The sequence below is a fragment of the Bradyrhizobium septentrionale genome, from assembly GCF_011516645.4.
Lineage (GTDB): Bacteria > Pseudomonadota > Alphaproteobacteria > Rhizobiales > Xanthobacteraceae > Bradyrhizobium > Bradyrhizobium septentrionale.
The window spans coordinates 7,077,260-7,094,425 of sequence record NZ_CP088285.1 but is presented as its reverse complement, the minus strand read 5'-3'; the positions used below and the strand labels follow the sequence as shown (position 1 = coordinate 7,094,425).

Annotated in this window: 14 protein-coding genes and 2 pseudogenes; 8 read left to right on the top strand and 8 right to left on the bottom strand. The window is 64.6% G+C overall.

The window, feature by feature from the left end; genetic code table 11:
* The first annotated feature begins 876 nt into the window (after positions 1–876).
* From HAP48_RS35425 to HAP48_RS35415, 3 genes are all read left to right on the top strand, one after another.
* Positions 877–1,521, top strand: a complete 645-nt coding sequence (locus HAP48_RS35425; RefSeq protein WP_166204435.1) for a glutathione S-transferase family protein — start codon at positions 877–879, stop codon at positions 1,519–1,521.
* Positions 1,522–1,763: 242 nt separating this feature from the next.
* Positions 1,764–3,293 (top strand): calcium-binding protein, encoded by a 1,530-nt coding sequence (locus HAP48_RS35420; protein WP_224497104.1) that lies wholly within the window; start codon positions 1,764–1,766, stop codon positions 3,291–3,293.
* A gap of 293 nt (positions 3,294–3,586) precedes the next feature.
* Complete coding sequence (locus tag HAP48_RS35415) at positions 3,587–3,823, top strand: hypothetical protein (protein ID WP_166204433.1); 237 nt, start codon at positions 3,587–3,589, stop codon at positions 3,821–3,823.
* Positions 3,824–4,007: 184 nt separating this feature from the next.
* Here HAP48_RS35415 and guaA read toward each other — a convergent pair whose 3' ends face one another.
* Complete coding sequence (gene guaA, locus HAP48_RS35410; protein ID WP_166204432.1) at positions 4,008–5,606, bottom strand: glutamine-hydrolyzing GMP synthase; 1,599 nt, start codon at positions 5,604–5,606, stop codon at positions 4,008–4,010.
* Between the two features lie 139 nt (positions 5,607–5,745).
* Here guaA and HAP48_RS35405 point away from each other — a divergent pair.
* A pseudogene (locus HAP48_RS35405) lies at positions 5,746–6,118 on the top strand (nuclear transport factor 2 family protein).
* Between the two features lie 169 nt (positions 6,119–6,287).
* On the opposite strand, the gene HAP48_RS35400 reads toward HAP48_RS35405, so the two are convergent.
* Positions 6,288–6,740, bottom strand: a complete 453-nt coding sequence (locus HAP48_RS35400) for a winged helix-turn-helix transcriptional regulator (RefSeq protein ID WP_166204431.1) — start codon at positions 6,738–6,740, stop codon at positions 6,288–6,290.
* 131 nt (positions 6,741–6,871) lie between these two features.
* On the opposite strand from HAP48_RS35400, the gene HAP48_RS35395 reads away from it, so the two are divergent.
* On the top strand, positions 6,872–8,212 hold the full coding sequence (locus tag HAP48_RS35395; protein WP_224496744.1) for an MFS transporter: 1,341 nt from the start codon (positions 6,872–6,874) through the stop codon (positions 8,210–8,212).
* A 14-nt stretch (positions 8,213–8,226) separates the two neighbouring features.
* On the opposite strand, the gene HAP48_RS35390 is transcribed toward HAP48_RS35395, so the two are convergent.
* Both HAP48_RS35390 and HAP48_RS35385 read right to left on the bottom strand, forming a co-directional pair.
* A complete protein-coding gene (locus HAP48_RS35390) occupies positions 8,227–9,525 on the bottom strand; it encodes an RsmB/NOP family class I SAM-dependent RNA methyltransferase (protein ID WP_166204429.1) in 1,299 nt (432 codons plus the stop codon).
* A gap of 22 nt (positions 9,526–9,547) precedes the next feature.
* Complete coding sequence (locus HAP48_RS35385) at positions 9,548–9,970, bottom strand: MAPEG family protein (protein WP_166204428.1); 423 nt, start codon at positions 9,968–9,970, stop codon at positions 9,548–9,550.
* A 149-nt stretch (positions 9,971–10,119) separates the two neighbouring features.
* On the opposite strand from HAP48_RS35385, the gene HAP48_RS35380 reads away from it, so the two are divergent.
* The gene (locus HAP48_RS35380) at positions 10,120–10,566 is read left to right on the top strand and encodes a hypothetical protein (RefSeq protein ID WP_166204427.1); all 447 of its coding nucleotides are present in this window, start codon (positions 10,120–10,122) and stop codon (positions 10,564–10,566) included.
* A gap of 68 nt (positions 10,567–10,634) precedes the next feature.
* Here the strand turns inward: HAP48_RS35380 and HAP48_RS35375 are convergent, their stop codons facing one another.
* Positions 10,635–11,840 (bottom strand): serine hydrolase domain-containing protein, encoded by a 1,206-nt coding sequence (locus HAP48_RS35375; protein ID WP_166204426.1) that lies wholly within the window; start codon positions 11,838–11,840, stop codon positions 10,635–10,637.
* A 225-nt stretch (positions 11,841–12,065) separates the two neighbouring features.
* On the opposite strand from HAP48_RS35375, the pseudogene HAP48_RS35370 reads away from it, so the two are divergent.
* Positions 12,066–12,167, top strand: a pseudogene (locus tag HAP48_RS35370) (IS5/IS1182 family transposase); the annotation flags it as partial.
* 135 nt (positions 12,168–12,302) lie between these two features.
* Positions 12,303–13,142, top strand: coding sequence for a metallophosphoesterase family protein (locus tag HAP48_RS35365; RefSeq protein ID WP_166204425.1), 840 nt, complete (start codon positions 12,303–12,305; stop codon positions 13,140–13,142).
* Positions 13,143–13,375: 233 nt separating this feature from the next.
* Here HAP48_RS35365 and HAP48_RS35360 read toward each other — a convergent pair whose 3' ends face one another.
* From HAP48_RS35360 to guaB, 3 genes are all read right to left on the bottom strand, one after another.
* On the bottom strand, positions 13,376–13,639 hold the full coding sequence (locus HAP48_RS35360; protein WP_166204424.1) for a hypothetical protein: 264 nt from the start codon (positions 13,637–13,639) through the stop codon (positions 13,376–13,378).
* Between the two features lie 144 nt (positions 13,640–13,783).
* The gene (locus HAP48_RS35355; RefSeq protein WP_165123252.1) at positions 13,784–14,806 is read right to left on the bottom strand and encodes an NADP-dependent oxidoreductase; all 1,023 of its coding nucleotides are present in this window, start codon (positions 14,804–14,806) and stop codon (positions 13,784–13,786) included.
* A gap of 730 nt (positions 14,807–15,536) precedes the next feature.
* Positions 15,537–17,027, bottom strand: a complete 1,491-nt coding sequence (guaB, locus tag HAP48_RS35345) for an IMP dehydrogenase (protein ID WP_166204423.1) — start codon at positions 17,025–17,027, stop codon at positions 15,537–15,539.
* Between the last annotated feature and the right edge of the window lie 139 nt (positions 17,028–17,166).

Here is a 17,166-nt window from a genome sequence, read left to right as displayed (position 1 = left end):
AGGACGATGAGGATGGTCCTCGATTCAAGTTGTCGCACCACGCGGTGTCATCACCCGCGCATGCGGGTGATCCAGTATTCCAGAGACGCCTGTGCTTGAGCCGAGAGGCCGCGGCGTACTGGATCGCCCGGTCCCGTCTCCGCCAAGGCTTCGACGAGGCCACGAATCCCTGGCACGCCGAAGCTTTAGCGAAGGCGGCGAGCCGGGCGATGACAACTGAGGGTGGGGACGTACTTTGGCATTCTCGCGACATGAATTGCCCGAGCTTTGCTCTGCGTTCCGCCCTCTCTTGAACAGAGGGCGCGGGGAAGACCGGGTGCCGATCGCACCCATGGGCCCCGTGCAAAGGGTAGAAAGCACGGGGGTAGGACCACAGGTGTAACCGGGACATCCCGGCCTTCCCTGCGCGATGGTTGTGCGGCTTACTTCGTGCTCTCCCCGGCGAGACTGGGCTTGCTTGTCACCGCCCTCGCAAGGCGCGTTCGCATCCCGCGAGAAGACACCTGCCGCTAGGGCGTCAGGACCACACGACTTCACCGTCCGCTTCGCGTGCTCTCGTCAGTCACACGCTCCGCGTCCACCGCATCCCACACCGCGCTCGTGACGATCGCGAAACGCCCCTCGATCGGGTGGGACGCGCAGATTGAACATCTGAGTTGGGTGAAACGCCAAGCGGAATATTTTCTCATCGGCGGATTGACAGGTTTTGCTGAGTTGCCCGTCGGGGTGATTTGTCGCAGGTGGTACGAAGCGAATTGATTTGCGTCGAGGCAACTAAGGCCCGCGAAACGCGGTCAAAAGATTCCCAAATCGGCTGTCGTGAAACGCGCCGCCTGCTCGTCCTCGGGATACCAGGCAAGGACATGGAGAGAAACGATGACCCCCACCATCACCGCCTTCGAACGATCACCCGATGGCGGCAAGGGACTGGCGCGCGATACGCGCGTTCGCTGGGCGTTGGAAGAAGTGGGCCAGCCTTACGAGGTTCGCCTGATTTCGTTCCAGGCGATGAAGGAGCCAGCACATCTGGCGCTGCATCCCTTCGGCCAGATTCCGACCTATGAGGAAGGCGATCTCGTGCTGTTCGAGACAGGATCGATCGTGCTCCATATCGCCGAGCGTCATGCGGGCCTGCTGCCCGGCGATGCCAATGCCCGCGCCCGCGCAATCATGTGGATGTTTGCCGCGGTCAACACGGTGGAACCTCCGATCCTCGAGCTCGTCACCGCCAGGATTCTGGAGAGCGACAAGCCATGGACCAGGGACCGCCTGCCTCTGGTCATGGACCGCGTCCGCGACCGGCTGAAGCAGCTCTCCGCCCGCCTCGGCGATGCCGACTGGCTCGACGGCGCGTTCAGCGCGGGCGACCTGATGATGGTGTCGGTGCTGCTCAGGTTGAGAGCATCGGGCATCCTGAACGAATTTCCGAACCTGGTCGCCTACGTCGCCCGCGGCGAAGCGCGGCCTGCGTACAAGCGGGCTTTCCAGGCTCAACTGGCGGTAAACAGCGAAAGCCAGTGACCCGGCTGAATAAGATTCGCGCGGATATCGCTGCGCACATCCGGGCTACGCTTGCTGGCGGCCCGCGAGATCGAGCGGCCGCAAGTCTCACATGCGGCCGTCCATTTTCGGTGACTCAGGAAACGCGCCCAGGGCGTCATTCGCCGTGCCCCAGGCAGAATTGATGACAACATTATACTTGATCGCGTTGTTCTGACACAGTAATCACACCTTTAGATTGAGGATGCGGCGCGAGGTTGATCGTGGCGATTTGGACTGCTTTTTTCGGAACAACGGATTCATCCTGGGGAGCCGACGCTCTCGGTACAATCGACCCGGTCAACTCCACCTCGACCCGGCTGATTTTCACGAATGCCGACGGCACGCTTACGTATCTCAACGGAACCGGCCTGACGATTTCGGGCGACCCGACCTGGACGACGCTGACGTCAGTCGATCATGTGGACGTCGACGGCACCACGGTGCTCGAAAGCATCACGGACATCACCCTTGGATACCAGCCCGGACACTTCTTCGCCGGCATTCTCGCAGGCGCCGACAGCGTCACCGGGTCGTCCGGATCCGATCATTTCTGGGGCGGCGCGGGCGACGATACCATCGCCGGCGGAGCCGGATTCGATAGCATCGACGGCGGCGCCGGAGATGACACCGTCGTGTTCTCCGGCAACCGAAACGACTATATCGTCCAGGACTTCGGCAACGAAATCTGGGTGTATGGCAGCTCTTTCGATGATCTGACCAACGTCGAACATCTGCAATTTGCGGATATGATTCTGAACGCCGGCGACCTGCCAATCATTGGTCGCGGGACTCCGGGCAACGACCTGATTTATGGCGGCCCCGCCGACGATTCACTCACCGGCCTTGCCGGCAATGACGTTCTCGTCGGCTTCGCCGGCAATGATGCCGCCGATGGCGGTGACGGCGACGATTATATCTACGCGGGCAGCGGCAATGATCTGTTGTCCGGCGGCGACGGCGCGGACGTGCTGCTCGGCGAAGACGGTAACGACACCATCTCCGGCGACGATGGCAACGATTACGTCTATGCGGGGAGCGGCAATGATGTGCTGTTCGGCGACCGTGGCGCGGACGTCCTGCTAGGTGAAGCCGGCAACGACACCATCAGGGGCGACTCCGGTTTCAACTATCTGTTCGGCGGAGACGGCGCTGACGTTCTCTTAGGAGACGGGTTGGAAGTGACAAGCTCCGACGTCAACGTCATGTATGGCGGCAACGGTGGCGATGACCTCTACGGTGGCCAGGGGACGATTTACTTCTACGGCGGCGCCGGCACTGACATCATGGAAGGCGGCGAAGATCTCAACATCTTCATTTCCTCCGGCGAGACCGATGGCGACGTCATCTACGGCGGCCGGGGCCAGAACTACGTCTATGGCTCCAATGGGGGCGACACCGTCACCGGCGGCCGCAACGTCGATGTGTTCCTGATGGGGAGCGGCGCCGACCTCATCAGCGGCGGCGGCGGAGTCGATTACGCGTGGGGTGGCGGCGGCTCCGACACTTTCAGGATCAGCGACAGCACCCCCACCCCGGAGGTCATGGTCGTCCAGGACTTCAACGCCGTCGGCGTCAACGACCTCGTGAACTTCGCCGGCACATCGCTGCATTCGTTCGCCGATGTGCAGGCGGCCGAGTTCTATGCGGCCGGCATCAACACCACGATCATCACCGATGCCGCCGGCAGCGCTGTCTGGCTGATCGGCGTTGCGCCAGGACAGTTGGACGCGAGCATGTTCAGGTTCAGCTAGCTCACGGCGGCGGGTGAGCCATCGCGTAGCCCGCCTTCACGCGCTTCACTCGAAGACGTGATGGATTACGTTACGTTCATCCAAGATGTGGACGATGGCCGGCAAACGAATGATGGCTGTCGCTTGAGCCGCGCACGGAACTCCATCTCTCAAATGCAGCGGCGACCCATCGCGTTACTCACGCAGCGTTGAGCCGGCGTGAGCAAGGATTGCGTTCAAACGCGCCCTCTCCGTGCACATCTATCTGACGAGGCCAGACTCCTTGGCCCAATAAACCAAAACGGAGAAACTCAATGACCAACGTCAAACTGTTGTCGGCTGCTTTCATCGCGGTTGCCATGGTCGCGTCACCGGCGATGGCGCGTGAGACCCACGCCGCTTCCCGGCACATCGCGGAGGCCGGTGTCGCCGCGCCCAACGAGCCGGTCTATGTTGAGGGTCGCGCCTGCATTCCGGCGCCGCGCGTCGGTGCATTCGCCACTGCGCCCTGGACCGGCGACAACGTCCCCTGCGAGCCGGGTCCGTATTGATCGCGCCACGCGCATCGATCGGTCGAGCTGGCCTCAGCTGTTCAACCGGCGCGATGCGCCACCGCGACGTGTAACGAAATGCCAAGACAGCCGGGCTGATGGCACTGCCACAGCTCGATTGTCTCGGGAGAAGGCAGCAGCAGCAGAGGAAGCGGCACGGCCGTTGTTCAACCGCCGACGCGCCTCACTCCCACTCAATCGTCCCCGGCGGCTTTGACGTCACGTCGTACACCACCCGGTTGACGCCCTTCACCTCGTTGATGATGCGGGTCGCGGTCTCGGCCAAGAACTTCATGTCGAACTGGTAGAAGTCCGCGGTCATGCCGTCGGTCGAGGTGACGGCGCGCAGGCCGACGACGTATTCGTAAGTTCTGCCGTCGCCCATCACGCCGACGGTCTTGACCGGCAACAGCACCGCGAAGGCCTGCCAGATCGCGTCGTAGAGGCCGTGCTTGCGGATCTGGTCGATGTAAACAGCATCTGCGTTGCGCAGGATGTCGAGCTTCTCCCTGGTGATGTCGCCGGGGCAGCGGATGGCGAGGCCCGGGCCCGGGAACGGGTGGCGGCCGACGAACACTTCGGGCAGGCCGAGCTCGCGGCCGAGCACGCGCACCTCGTCCTTGAACAGCTCGCGCAAGGGTTCGACCAGCTTCATGTTCATGCGATCAGGCAGGCCGCCGACATTGTGGTGCGACTTGATGGTGACGGACGGCCCGCCGGTGAAGGAGACGCTCTCGATCACGTCGGGGTAAAGCGTGCCCTGCGCCAGGAATGCGGCGCCGCCGATTTTCTTGGCTTCCGCCTCGAAGACGTCGATGAACAGCCGACCGATGGTCTTGCGCTTCACTTCCGGATCGGTGACGCCAACGAGCTCGCCCAAGAACTCTTTCGACGCGTCCACATGGACCAGCGGGATGTTGTAGTGGTTGCGGAACAGGTCGACGACCGTCTTCGCCTCGTCGAGCCGCAGCAGGCCGTGATCGACGAACACGCAGGTCAGCTGGTCGCCGATCGCCTCGTGGATCAGCACCGCGGCGACGGCGGAATCCACGCCGCCGGACAGGCCGCAGATCACCTTGCCTTGGCCGACCTGGGCGCGGATCTTCTCGATCGCCTCCTCGCGGAACGCGCGCATGGTCCAGTCGCCGGTGAGGCCGGCGACCTTGCGGACGAAGTTGCGCAACAGCTTTGCGCCATCGGGCGTGTGCACCACCTCGGGATGGAACATCAGCCCATAATATTTCCGCTTCTCGTCCTGGATGATCGCGAACGGCGCGTTCGGCGAGACGCCGGCCACGGAGAAGCCCGGCGGCATCTTGGTGATGCGATCGCCATGGCTCATCCACACCTGATGCTTTTCACCGTGGGCCCAGACGCCGTCGAACAGGCAGCTGTCGGTCTTGACCTCGACATCGGCGCGGCCGAACTCGCGGTGGTGCCCGCCCTCGACCTCGCCGCCGAGCTGGGCGGCCAGGGTCATCTGGCCGTAGCAGATGCCGAGCACGGGAACGCCTGATTCGAAGATCAGCTGCGGGGCGCGCGGCGAGCCGGTCTCGTGCACGGACTCAGGGCCGCCGGAGAGGATCACCGCCTTCGGCTTCATCTCCTTGAAGGCGGCCTCCGCCTTCTGGAACGGCACGATCTCGGAATAGACCCCCATCTCGCGGACGCGGCGGGCGATCAGTTGCGTCACCTGACTGCCGAAATCGACAATCAGAATCTTGTCATGCGCCGAGGCCACTGACGGCGTCGACGATTGCTGAGTTTTCGGTGCGGCTGTCATGGCAAGCAGATACGCGACACCGCCCGCCCCCGCAACCGCGCTGCGAGGGGCGCCCACATTCTTCTTTGGGCATGGACACGATACATATAGGTCAGTATTATTGACCTAATTTAGCCAGAACGAATGTTGGAGGAAACCCATGCCAGATTTCCATGAGCCGTCCCGCCTCAAAACCCTCGGCCACGCCTGGATCGCCGCCTGGAACGCGCGCGATCTCGAGCGCGTGCTTTCGATGTATGCCGAGGATACCGAGATGACCTCGGACCGGATTCCGGCGCTCGGCTTTGGCGCGTCCGGTACGGTGCGCGGCAAGGCGAGCTTGCGCGCCTATTGGAGCGCCGCGCTCGCAAAATTGCCCGGGGCTGCATTTCGAGCTGATCGACCTCTATGTCTCGCCCGACAGCGTCGTCGTGTTCTACCAGAACGAACGCGGCAACAAGATCTGCGAATATCTGCGGTGTGATGCCGACGGCAAGATCAGGCAGGGCTCCGCGAACCATCTGGTGCATTGATACGAACGTGGCACCACCTGGCCTGACCGTCACCCTGAGGTGCTCGCGAGGCGAGCCTCGAAGGGCGACGGCCCGGTTCCATCCCCATCCTTCGAGGCTCGCTCCGCTCGCACCTCAGGATGACGCCGGAATTTGGGGTGACGGGGATGAACTCGCCAAAGCAAACTCATCACCGCCTCCGCGCCGCAACCTTCCTCACCTTGGTGTCCGACCAGCTCAGCGCCTTGCCACTCTTCGACGGCAGCACGAGTCGCCCGACCGCCTGCCCGGCCTGATCCAGCAGCACCGAATGCGGCTCGCCGCGCGCGTAGAGATGCGCCTCGCCCCATTGCCGCAAGGAGACCACGATCGGAAACAGATCGTGCCCCCGCTTGGTCAGCACATATTCCAGGTAGGCGCTGCCGTCGGAGGCCGCGACCTGCTCGAGCACGCCTGCTTCGACCAGCTTGCGCAGCCGCGCCGTCAGCATGCCCTTGGCGATGCCGAGATTCGTCTGGAAGTCGCCGAACCGGCGCAACCCGTCGAACGCGTCGCGCACGATCAACAGCGACCACCAGTCGCCGATCGCATCCAGCGCACGGGCCACCGGGCAGTCCGCTTCGGCAAATCCGGTCCGCTTCATCGCCTTCAGCCTCTCCTCGATCACTTTCCCGAAACCGGTCTTAAAATAGGACTAGACAGCGCCCGACGCAACTGGTCTCATTATAAGACCAGATTGCGAACTGCAGCGGAGGCATGATGACGAACAGGACCATGGCAGAGGCCCGACCGGCCCAGGAAGCCGCGAAGGACGCCAACAAGGCCGGCAACGCGACAACAGGCCCGCTGTCGCCTGCGATCGTCGTGCTGTTTGCTGTGGCCTGCGGGCTGAGCGTCGCCAACATCTATTTCGCGCAACCGCTGCTCGACACCATGGCGCAAGACCTTTCCATCACGCCCGCCGTGATCGGCGGCGTCGTGACGCTGACCCAGGTGGGTTACGCCTTCGGCTTGATACTGATCGTACCGCTCGGCGATCTCTGGGACCGCCGCAAGCTGATCGTCGGCCAGACCGTGCTGTCGGCGGCCGCGCTTGCCGTCGTCGGCACCGCGCCGAACGCCGCCGTGCTGCTCTTCGGCATGGTGCTGGTCGGGCTGCTCGCGGTCGTGATCCAGGTGCTGGTCGCCTACGCCGCGACGCTGGCGGCGCCGGCCGCGCGCGGCCGCACCATCGGCACCGTCACCAGCGGCGTGGTGTCCGGCATCCTGCTGGCACGCTTTGCCGCCGGCGCGCTGGCCGATCTCGGCGGCTGGCGCGTGGTCTACCTGACCTCGGCCGCGCTCACGCTGGTGCTGGCGGCGCTACTGGCGCGCGCGCTGCCGCGACATCAGCCGCAGGCGATGACCGGATCGTCCTATGCAAGGCTGCTGCGCTCCACCGTCGCGCTGTTGGTCGAGGAGCCGGTGCTGCGCGAACGCGCGGTGTTCGCGCTGTTGATCTTCGCAAGCTTCAGCGCGTTCTGGAGCTCGGTTGTGCTGCCGCTCGCTTCTCCCCCGCTGTCGCTGTCGCACACCACGATCGGCATGCTCGGCATTGCCGGGCTCGCCGGCGCGCTGGCGGCACGCAATTCGGGTCGCCTCGCCGATCGCGGCTGGGCGCAGCGCACCACCGGATTGTCGCTGATGCTGATGCTCGCCGGCTGGATCCCGATCGCCTGCCTTGACAGCTCGCTATGGCTGGTGCTCGCCGGCGTGGTCATGATCGATTTCGCGGTGCAGGCCGTGCATGTCACCAATCAGAGCCTGATCGTGGCGACGCGCCCCGACGCCCCGAGCCGCCTGATCGGCGCCTACATGGTGTTCTATTCGATCGGCTCTGGCCTCGGCGCGATCGGCTCGACGATGGCCTATGCAGCCACCGGCTGGATCGGGGTCTGCGTGCTCGGCGCCGCGATCAGCGCCTGCGCGCTGCTGTACTGGGTCGTCGTGGTGAGCAGGACGCCGGTGCCGGCGGGCGAGGCTGTTCAACCCGTCATTGCGAGCGCAGCGAAGCAATCCATCCCGCCGCATATGCGGAACGATGGATTGCTTCGTCGCTTACGCTCCTCGCAATGACGGCGGAGGAAGCGTCACGCCTTCGTCAGCACCGAGACGAAAAATCCGTCCGTGCCGGTGCGGCGTGGCGTCATCAGCCAGCCCTCGGCCGATTGCAGCGCGGCTTCTGCGAAAGCCTCGGCCTTGTCCCACAGCACCGAGGCGGTCTGCTCCGGCGGCTGCACCGAGAACTCCGGATGCCGCGCGATGAAGGCCCTGACCTGCTCGCCGTTCTCCTCTGATAACACCGAGCAGGTGATGTAGGCGATGCGGCCGCCCGGCTTCACCAGCGGCGCGGCGCGCTCCAGCACCTCGGCCTGGTCCTTCAGCCGCACCTCGAGCGCGCCCGGGCGCATGCGCCATTTGGCGTCGGGATTGCGGCGCCAGGTGCCGGTGCCCGTGCACGGCGCGTCGATCAGCACGAGGTCGGCGGACGCCTTGATATCGGACAGCACCTCCTCCTCCCCGCGCGGCGTGCGGACGTCGCAATTGTGCACGCCGGCGCGCGACAGCCGTTCATGGATCGGCACGAGCTGGCGCTTGTCACTGTCGGTCGCGATCAGCCGGCCCTTGCCTTGCATCATCGCGGCGAGTGCCAGCGTCTTGCCGCCGGCGCCGGCGCAGAGATCGATCACCTGCTCGCCGGGCTTGGCGGCCGAGAGCAGCGCCGCGAGCTGCGAGCCCTCGTCCTGCACCTCGATCGCGCCCTTGATGAAATCCTCCTCGGCATGGATGCCGGGATTGCGCGCATCGGCGCCGAGCTCGATGCGCAGGCCGAGCGGCGACCACGGCGTTTCCTTCGCGCCCAAATGATGCAATCGCGGCAGGATCTTCTCGCGCTTGCCCTTCAGCGTGTTGACCCGCAGATCGAGCGGCGCGCGGCTCGCCATCGCGGTCGCTTCCGCGGCGCGGTCGTCGCCGAACACCTTCGCCAGATAGGGATCGAGCCATTCCGGATAATCGCCCGCGACCGGCGCCGGCGCATCCTTCAGCGAGCGCGAGGTCAGCGCGGCCTCCTCGGTCGCGGTCAGGGTGTCAGGCGCAAAGCGTCCGCCGTCGCACAGCGCAGCGATCGTGGCGACATCCATGCCGCGTTCGAGCTTGAGCATGCCGATCACCCGCGCGCGGGCGCTGTCATCCTCCATCAGCCAGGCCGCGGAGGATTGCCGGCGCAGCACGTCCCAGATCAGGCCGGAGATCGCGGCGCGATCGCCGGAGCCGGCATAGCGGTGCGCGGTGCCCCATTCCTTCAGCGCTTTCGCCGCGGGAATGCGCTGTGCGTCGATGGTGGCGATCAGCTCGATCGCGGCGGAAAGCCGGGCAGCGGGAGTCATTGGTCTCTTTCGGTTGGGCGCGTCAGATCAGCAGCAGCAGTTTGAGCGCGAAATACAGCCACATCGCCGCCAGCACCAGCACGCCGGCGAACCAGGCGAGCGAGCGCGGCCGCACGTCGTTGGAGGTGACGAACACCCCGGCATGGGCAAAGCGGGTGACCACGAATACCCAGGACATCAGCACGATGAACAGATCGGCACGCCGCAGCGGCAGCGCAATGGCGATCAGGACATAGAACAGCACCGGGAGCTCGAACTGGTTGGCAAAGCAATTGCCGAACTTGGTAGCGCCGGCCGGCCAGTTCGGCTCGCGCAACGCGATGTCCTTGATCCTGGTCTCGCCGCTCATCAGCGCCTTGGTGCGCGTCGTCGCCATCGCGAACAGGAGCGCGAAGGTGAGCCCAATCTGGATGAAGACTGGTAACAGAACCATTTGAACCGACATCAGAATCTCCCTCAGCGCCCGGCCGTCCTCTTAGCTGCCAACCCCGCCCGGCGCAATCAAGCAGCTGTGGAGCCCGTTGAACCATCATCCGAGCCCGGATGACCAACTCTCAGGAGTTACGACGGTTTCAGCCCCTCATGGATGACGCGATGAGCATCATCTCCCGGATTTTCGACAGCGCGGCCCAGGCGGCCCAGGCGACCGAAACTCTCGGCGATATCACCACGCCCCTGCTGCAGGCGATCGATCCCCCCACCGGCTGGTTCGATGACGCTGCCGATGGCGGGCTCGGCATGGTGATGTCGGGGCTCGCCGGCGTCGCCGCGGCGCTCTTGGTCGCAATCCTGCTCTCGATCTATTTCCGCAGCGGCTATCGCTCGACGCGCGACATGGTCAGGCATGGGCTCGCCGCGGCGCTGGTGCTGACCCTGATTGGCGTTGCGGTCTACGATGTCAGGCGCGATGCGCTCGCTTATTTCGGCCTCACCGCGACACCATCAGTCACGGGGACCAATCTGCCCGACACTGGATTGCTCGGACGCGGCGTCAGTCCACCTGCCCCACCACCGCCCTCGATCAAGCAGCTGGCGATCTAGGGTGCGTATTCATACAGTCGGTTGCTGCGAGTCGGTCAGGCTAGCGAGGGAAGTCGCCGCGCCGGGGCCTACGACGGTGGCTCAGTTCGCAGCGCGCTTACCGCGGCTCTGATCATCGCGATGTTTTCGACCGCGGCGTCGCTGTCGCGAGGCTGACGCCACGCGCTCTGAAGTGCAATGACCACCTGCTCGGTCGGATTGACGAAGATGAACTGGCCGAAGGCGCCATTCGCCGCAAACGCACCGTTGTTGACGCCTCCCGGCAAGGGCGGCACCGCCCACCAGTGATAGCCGTATCCCGCCGGTGAACCGGGCATGAGCCGACCGAAGCCAGTGGGCGCGCTGTCGGGCTGTCCGGCGAGATCGCGCCAGCCGGGCGGCAGCACCGGTCGGCCACTGAACGCTTCGCCATCCTCCAGCACCAGCTGGCCGAAGCGGCCGAAGTCGCGCAGGCGCGCACTGACGCCAAACCCGGCGAGTTCCATGCCTCCTTCGGACTCAAGTTGCCAATACCCGTCGGCCTCCATGCCGGCAGGTCCCCAGATCTTCTCAGCGCAGTAGTCGGCCAGGGGCCGGCCCGTAGCGGCCACGACCAGCGCGCCGATCAGGCAGCTCTCGCCGGTCGAATAGTTGAAGACGACGCCCTGCGGCTGAGCGCGCGGCAGTTTGCATAGCAGGTCCAGGACGGACCCTGGCCGCCGGCTCACCATGGCCTTGCCGAGGCGATAGTCCTCTGAGCGTCCGTCTGCATCGTTTTCCTCGCGCCAGGCCACACCGGAGCACATCCGCAGGAGATTACGAATCGTGACGCCCTCGTAGGCCGAGCCGCGCATCCGCGGCAGGTATTGCTCGCAGCGATCGTCAAGGCTGCCGATCGCGCCATCGTGGAGCGCAGCCCCGACGAGCGTCGCGGTGATCGACTTCGCGGTCGACATGCTGGCCCACCGGCTCTCCGGGCCGTTGCCCATGCCGTAGCGCTCCAGCGCAATCTCGCCGCGCTTGAGGATCAGGAGTCCGGCCGTGCGGCGGCGGGCCATATTCTCGCTGAGGCCGACGCGCACCCCGCCCACCTCGAACGTCAGGTCCGCGAGCGAACGGGCGTGCGGTGGCAGTGGCCGCACTGCGTCGCCGCGCCGGATGACGCGGTGCGGCCAGACCTGGTCCTGATTGCGGAAGGTCGGCGCCTGGTTTTCCGGTGTTGTGTTCGTGATATCCGGAGCCACCCGCGCCGGATCGGTGTCATCAGCGGCATTCGTCGGTGCAGGATTAGCCATGAATACCCCCTCGTTCGTTGAGACGACGCCAAATCGCCCGGGAACGGCGCGTTTGCAAAGCAAATCAAGTTGGTTTGACGTGGTCTGGTCCCGCTGGCATGCTGACGGCCGACTGTAGCGGAGACATAGCCCCGTCAGGGGATGTGCGAATGTCCGCTCAGGGCACGAACGACAAAACTCAAAGTGAGCATAACGCGTCCGCTTTCGGGCGCATCGCGACCAAAGCGGGTTGCGACGCGCTATGACAAGCCCGCCGCCAACTACCTTGCCTTCGTTCAACTCGCATCGATCAGGCCATGGCTGCGCGCTAATGAGCCCGCGTCCTAGCTCCCGCGGCCGGCCCGCGCCAAATTATCGAACAAGTCTTCAAACAAGACATCAAACAGAGCATCGAATAAGTCATTGAAATCGTCATCGTTCCGACTTCGCGCCGGCCTATGATCGGTACGAAAGGATCGATGCATGCCCCAGTTTCGCCTGACACAAATCTCCGACACCCATCTCGCGCGCCGCCACAAACTGCTCATCGACAACTTTCATCGGGTCAGTGAGCACATCGACGCGACGCGTCCCGACCTCGTGCTCAACTCCGGCGACGTCTCGTTCGACGGGCCGAACAGCCGCGACGATCTGGTGTTCGCCAAACAGCTGCACACCGCGCTGCCGGTCGACTGCCTCTATCTGCCCGGCAATCACGACATCGGCGACAACCCGACCGCGGTCGGCGCGGTGCCGGCGCAACTGCCGACCGGAGCGACCTGCGACGCCTTCACCTCGGTGGTCGGCGAGGACCGCTGGCATTTCGACGCCGCCGGCTGGTGCTTCATCGGCCTCAACTCGCTGATCATGAACACCGGCCTCGACAGCGAGGCCGAGCAGTTCGACTGGCTCGCCACAGCACTCGACAAGGCCGTCGGCAGGCCGGTCGCGCTGTTCCTGCACAAGCCGCTCTATCTCGACGTGCCCTACGATGCCGAACGCGTCGAGACCGCGATCCGCTTCGTGCCGCAACCGGCGCGGCGGCGCCTGATCGAGATGTTCGGCAAGGTCGATTGGCGCCTGGTCGGCAGCGGCCATGTGCACCAGCGCCGCGACTACACTTTCGAGCATGTCAGGCACATCTGGGCGCCCTCGGCCGGCTTCATCGTCCCCGACGCAAGACAGGAAGTGATCGGCATCAAGGAGGTTGGTCTCGTCGAATACCGCTTCCAGCCCGACAGTTTCGAGGTCCGCCACGTCAGGGCGAAAGGCCAGGTCGATGTCGACCTGGACATGCTGCTCGGCAAACAGCCGGTGGCCTAGCTGGAGTGTGATGAGATTGGGTCGAATAGCGACCGCGACGGCGCTGCCGTTCCCTCTCCCCGTTCTTACGGGGAGAGGGTTGGGGTGAGGGGCCGTCTCCGCATATCCCGGCGACAGCTGCGTTTGCGGAGACTCCCCCTCACCCGGAACGCATCTAGCGATGCGTTCCGACCTCTCCCCGCACGCGGGGCGAGGTGAAGCGGAGTCCGACGACTCGAATAAAGTTACCCCACTCAGCTCCGTGCCGCGTCGTGCAGGTCCTGCTTGATGACGGTGAGCAGCGCCTGCAGCGAGTCCTTGCTCGGCTGCGGTGCGGCCTGCACCACGCGCCGGGCGCGCGGCAGCGGTGGCATCTGGCGCCGCGGCGGCTCGGCGTCCTCCTCCTGCTCCACGAATTTTCCATGCAAGACGTCGTCGCGCCGGCCCATGACGAACATCGTCGCCCAATAGCCGACGGCGAGGAGAATGACCCCGGAAACAATAAGCTCAAAAACCATGGCTACACTCTGAAATATAGCCATATTGATTCAACTGCTCCGGTTCCCCCGTCAAGCAAATGGGGGCCAAAATGCCCCCAAAAGCCCGCCATTGTGGCGTTTTTGATACTTTGTTGCGCGGATTGCGAGGTGAAAGCCCCCGGCTCACGCCTTGTCCGGCCCGACCCGGACCAGCTGCTTGCCGAAATTGGCGCCCTTGAGCAGGCCCATGAAGGCCTCCGGCGCGCTGTCGAGCCCCTCGGTCACGAACTCCTTGTACTTGACCTTGCCCTCGCGCACCCACTGCGACATGTCGCGGAGGAAATCGCCGTGCATGGCGGCGAAGTCGCTGACGATGAAGCCGCGGAAGGTCAGCCGCTTGGTCAGGATGTTGCGCATCATCGCGCCGGCCCATTTCGGTGCGTGGGCTTCGGTGTCGTTGTAGTGCGCGATCAGGCCGCAGACCGGGATCCGCGCGAACGCATTGAGCAGCGGAAACACCGCGTCGAACACCGCGCCGCCGACATTCTCGAAATAGACGTCGATGCCCTTCGGGCAGGCCTCTTTGAGCTTGGCCGCGAGATTGGGGTCGCGATGATCAAGGCACTCGTCGAAGCCGAGTTCGTTCTTGACGTAGGCGCATTTGTCCTTGCCGCCCGCGATGCCGATCGCACGCGCGCCCTTGATCCTGGCGATCTGCCCGACCGCGGAGCCGACGGCGCCGGACGCGGCCGCAACCACCACGGTCTCGCCCGCCTGCGGCTTGCCGATCTCGAGCAGGCCGGTATAGGCGGTCATGCCGGGCATGCCGAGCACACCGACCGCGGTCGAGATCGGCGCGATCTTCGGATCGATCTTGGCGAGGCCCTTGCCGTCGGACAGCACATGCGTCTGCCAGCCCGCGCGCGAAAGCACGATGTCGCCCGTGGCAAAGCCGGGATTGTTCGAGGCGACGACTTCGCTGACGGTGCCGCCTTCCATCACGCCGCCGACCGGCACCGGTGCGGCATAGGACGGACCGTCGGCCATGCGGCCGCGCATATAGGGATCGAGCGACAGCCAGATGGTGCGCAGCAGCACCTCACCTGCGCCCGGCACCGGCGGCGTATAGTCCTCGAGCCTGAAATTGGCCGGCGTGGGCTCGCCATGCGGGCGCGAGGCAAGAACGATGCGCTTTCCTTGGGACATGCTGATTTCCTCTTGAGGTGATTGGTTCGTGGCGGACACGTAGTCACGCAATCCAGCTCCCCGCAAGGGAGACGGATCTGCTCTTTCGCGCGCACTTGTTTGAAATTCTGTTTGAAATGACGGCCGTCATTTCGAGACGATGCGCCCGCCCGGCATCGTCATTCGTGGTGGAGGAGATTTGGGGGCATTGGAACCTTACGGCTGCCTGACACTTAGACTCTCCGTTCCGGGCAGGAACCGAAAAGGGGAAATGCATGGGACAACTCCGACACCGCGTAAAGCACGACCTTTCACTCGAAGAGAGACTGACGATCGAAGCCGAAGAGTTGCGAGCGCGGGCCGGAAACATGCCGCACGGTGTCGAGCGCGAAGCCCTGATCCGAAGGGCGCGGCAGCGTGAAGCCGCAGCACACATGACAGACTGGTTGACCTCACCTGGATTGCAGTCACCGACCTGATGCCGGATGCCAAACTCGAAAGCGGAAGAATATCGACTCCAAGCCGAAGAAGCCGAGGCAAAGGCAGCGAGCGTGCGCGACTCTGCCGCCCGAGAGATTTACCTCGAGCTGGCTCGCCATCTGCGGGAGATGGCAAAGCAAGCCGAACAAGATGGATGGTGAGGCCGCCTCAGTTGACGGCATCCCCTTTTTGGCGTTTGCGCAATCATGCTGCGCAATTGCGTATCTGCGGTCTGGTCCTTCGGACCATCCCGGAATGACGTACGAGGCGTTTACACCCCGCCCGGATAGTTCGGGGCTTCGCGCGTGATGGTCACGTCGTGGACGTGGCTCTCGCGCAGGCCCGCGCCGGTGATGCGGACGAACTCGGCCTTGTCGTGGAAGTCAGCGATGTTGCGGGCGCCGACATAGCCCATCGCGGCGCGAAGGCCGCCGGCGAGCTGATGCATCACGTTGCCGACCGGGCCCTTGTAAGGCACCTGGCCCTCGATGCCTTCGGGCACGAGCTTCAGCGTGTCCTTGATGTCCTGCTGGAAGTAGCGGTCGGCCGAGCCGCGCGCCATCGCGCCGACCGAGCCCATGCCGCGATAGGCCTTGTAGGAGCGGCCCTGCCACAGGAAGACTTCGCCGGGCGTCTCGTCGGTGCCGGCGAGCAGCGAGCCGACCATCGCGATGTCGGCGCCGGCGGCGAGCGCCTTGGCGAGGTCGCCGGAATATTTGATGCCGCCGTCGGCGATGACCGGGATGTCGGCCTTCTTCGCCGCCGCAACCGCATCCATGATTGCGGTGAGCTGCGGCACGCCGACGCCGGCGACGATGCGCGTGGTGCAGATCGAGCCCGGGCCGATGCCGACCTTGATGCAGTCGGCACCCGCGTCGATCAGGGCCTGCGCGCCGCCTTCGGTGGCGACGTTGCCGGCGACGACCTGCACCGCATTGGACAGCCGCTTGATGCGGTTGACGGCGTTGAGCACATGCCGGGAGTGACCGTGCGCGGTATCGACCACGACGACGTCGACGCCGGCATCGATCAGCCGCTCGGTGCGCTCATATCCGGTCTCGCCGACCGTGGTGGCGGCGGCGACACGGAGCCGGCCCTGCGCGTCCTTGCAGGCGAGCGGATGGGCGACCGCCTTTTCCATGTCCTTGACGGTGATCAGGCCGACGCAGCGATATTGATCGTCGACGACAACGAGCTTCTCGATGCGGTGCTGATGCAGCATCCGCTTCGCCTCGTCCTGGCTGACGCCCTCGCGCACCGTGACGAGGTTCTCGTGCGTCATCAGCTCAGAAACCTTCTGCCGCGGATCGGTTGCGAAGCGCACGTCGCGGTTGGTCAGGATGCCGACCAGCTTGCCCGGTAAATTCTTGGCCGCACCTGTCACGACCGGGATGCCGGAGATGCCGTGGTCCTTCATCAGCGACAGCGCATCCGACAGCGTGGCGTCGGGACCGATGGTGAGCGGATTGACCACCATGCCGGATTCGAATTTCTTCACCTGCCGCACCTGGGCGGCCTGGCCTTCGGGATCGAAATTGCGATGGATGACGCCGAGGCCGCCGGCCTGCGCCATTGCGATCGCCATGCGCGCCTCGGTGACGGTGTCCATTGCGGACGCCATGATCGGGATGTTGAGCTGGATCGCGCGGGTGACGCGCGAGCGAATGTCTGCCTCCGAGGGAAGAATGTCCGACAGGCCGGGCTTCAGAAGCACATCGTCGAACGTGTAGGCTTCGCGGATAGCCTGAAATCCCGTGGCCATTGCCAACTCCTTATCTGCGGCGTCCGCCGCGATGGTCTTACGGATGAACGCCGTCTGCGGCGACGCTTGCTGCGTCACCGTCGAATCGGAGCCCATCGATGGGGTTGACGCGGGTCGATAGCATGGCGGGATGACGAAT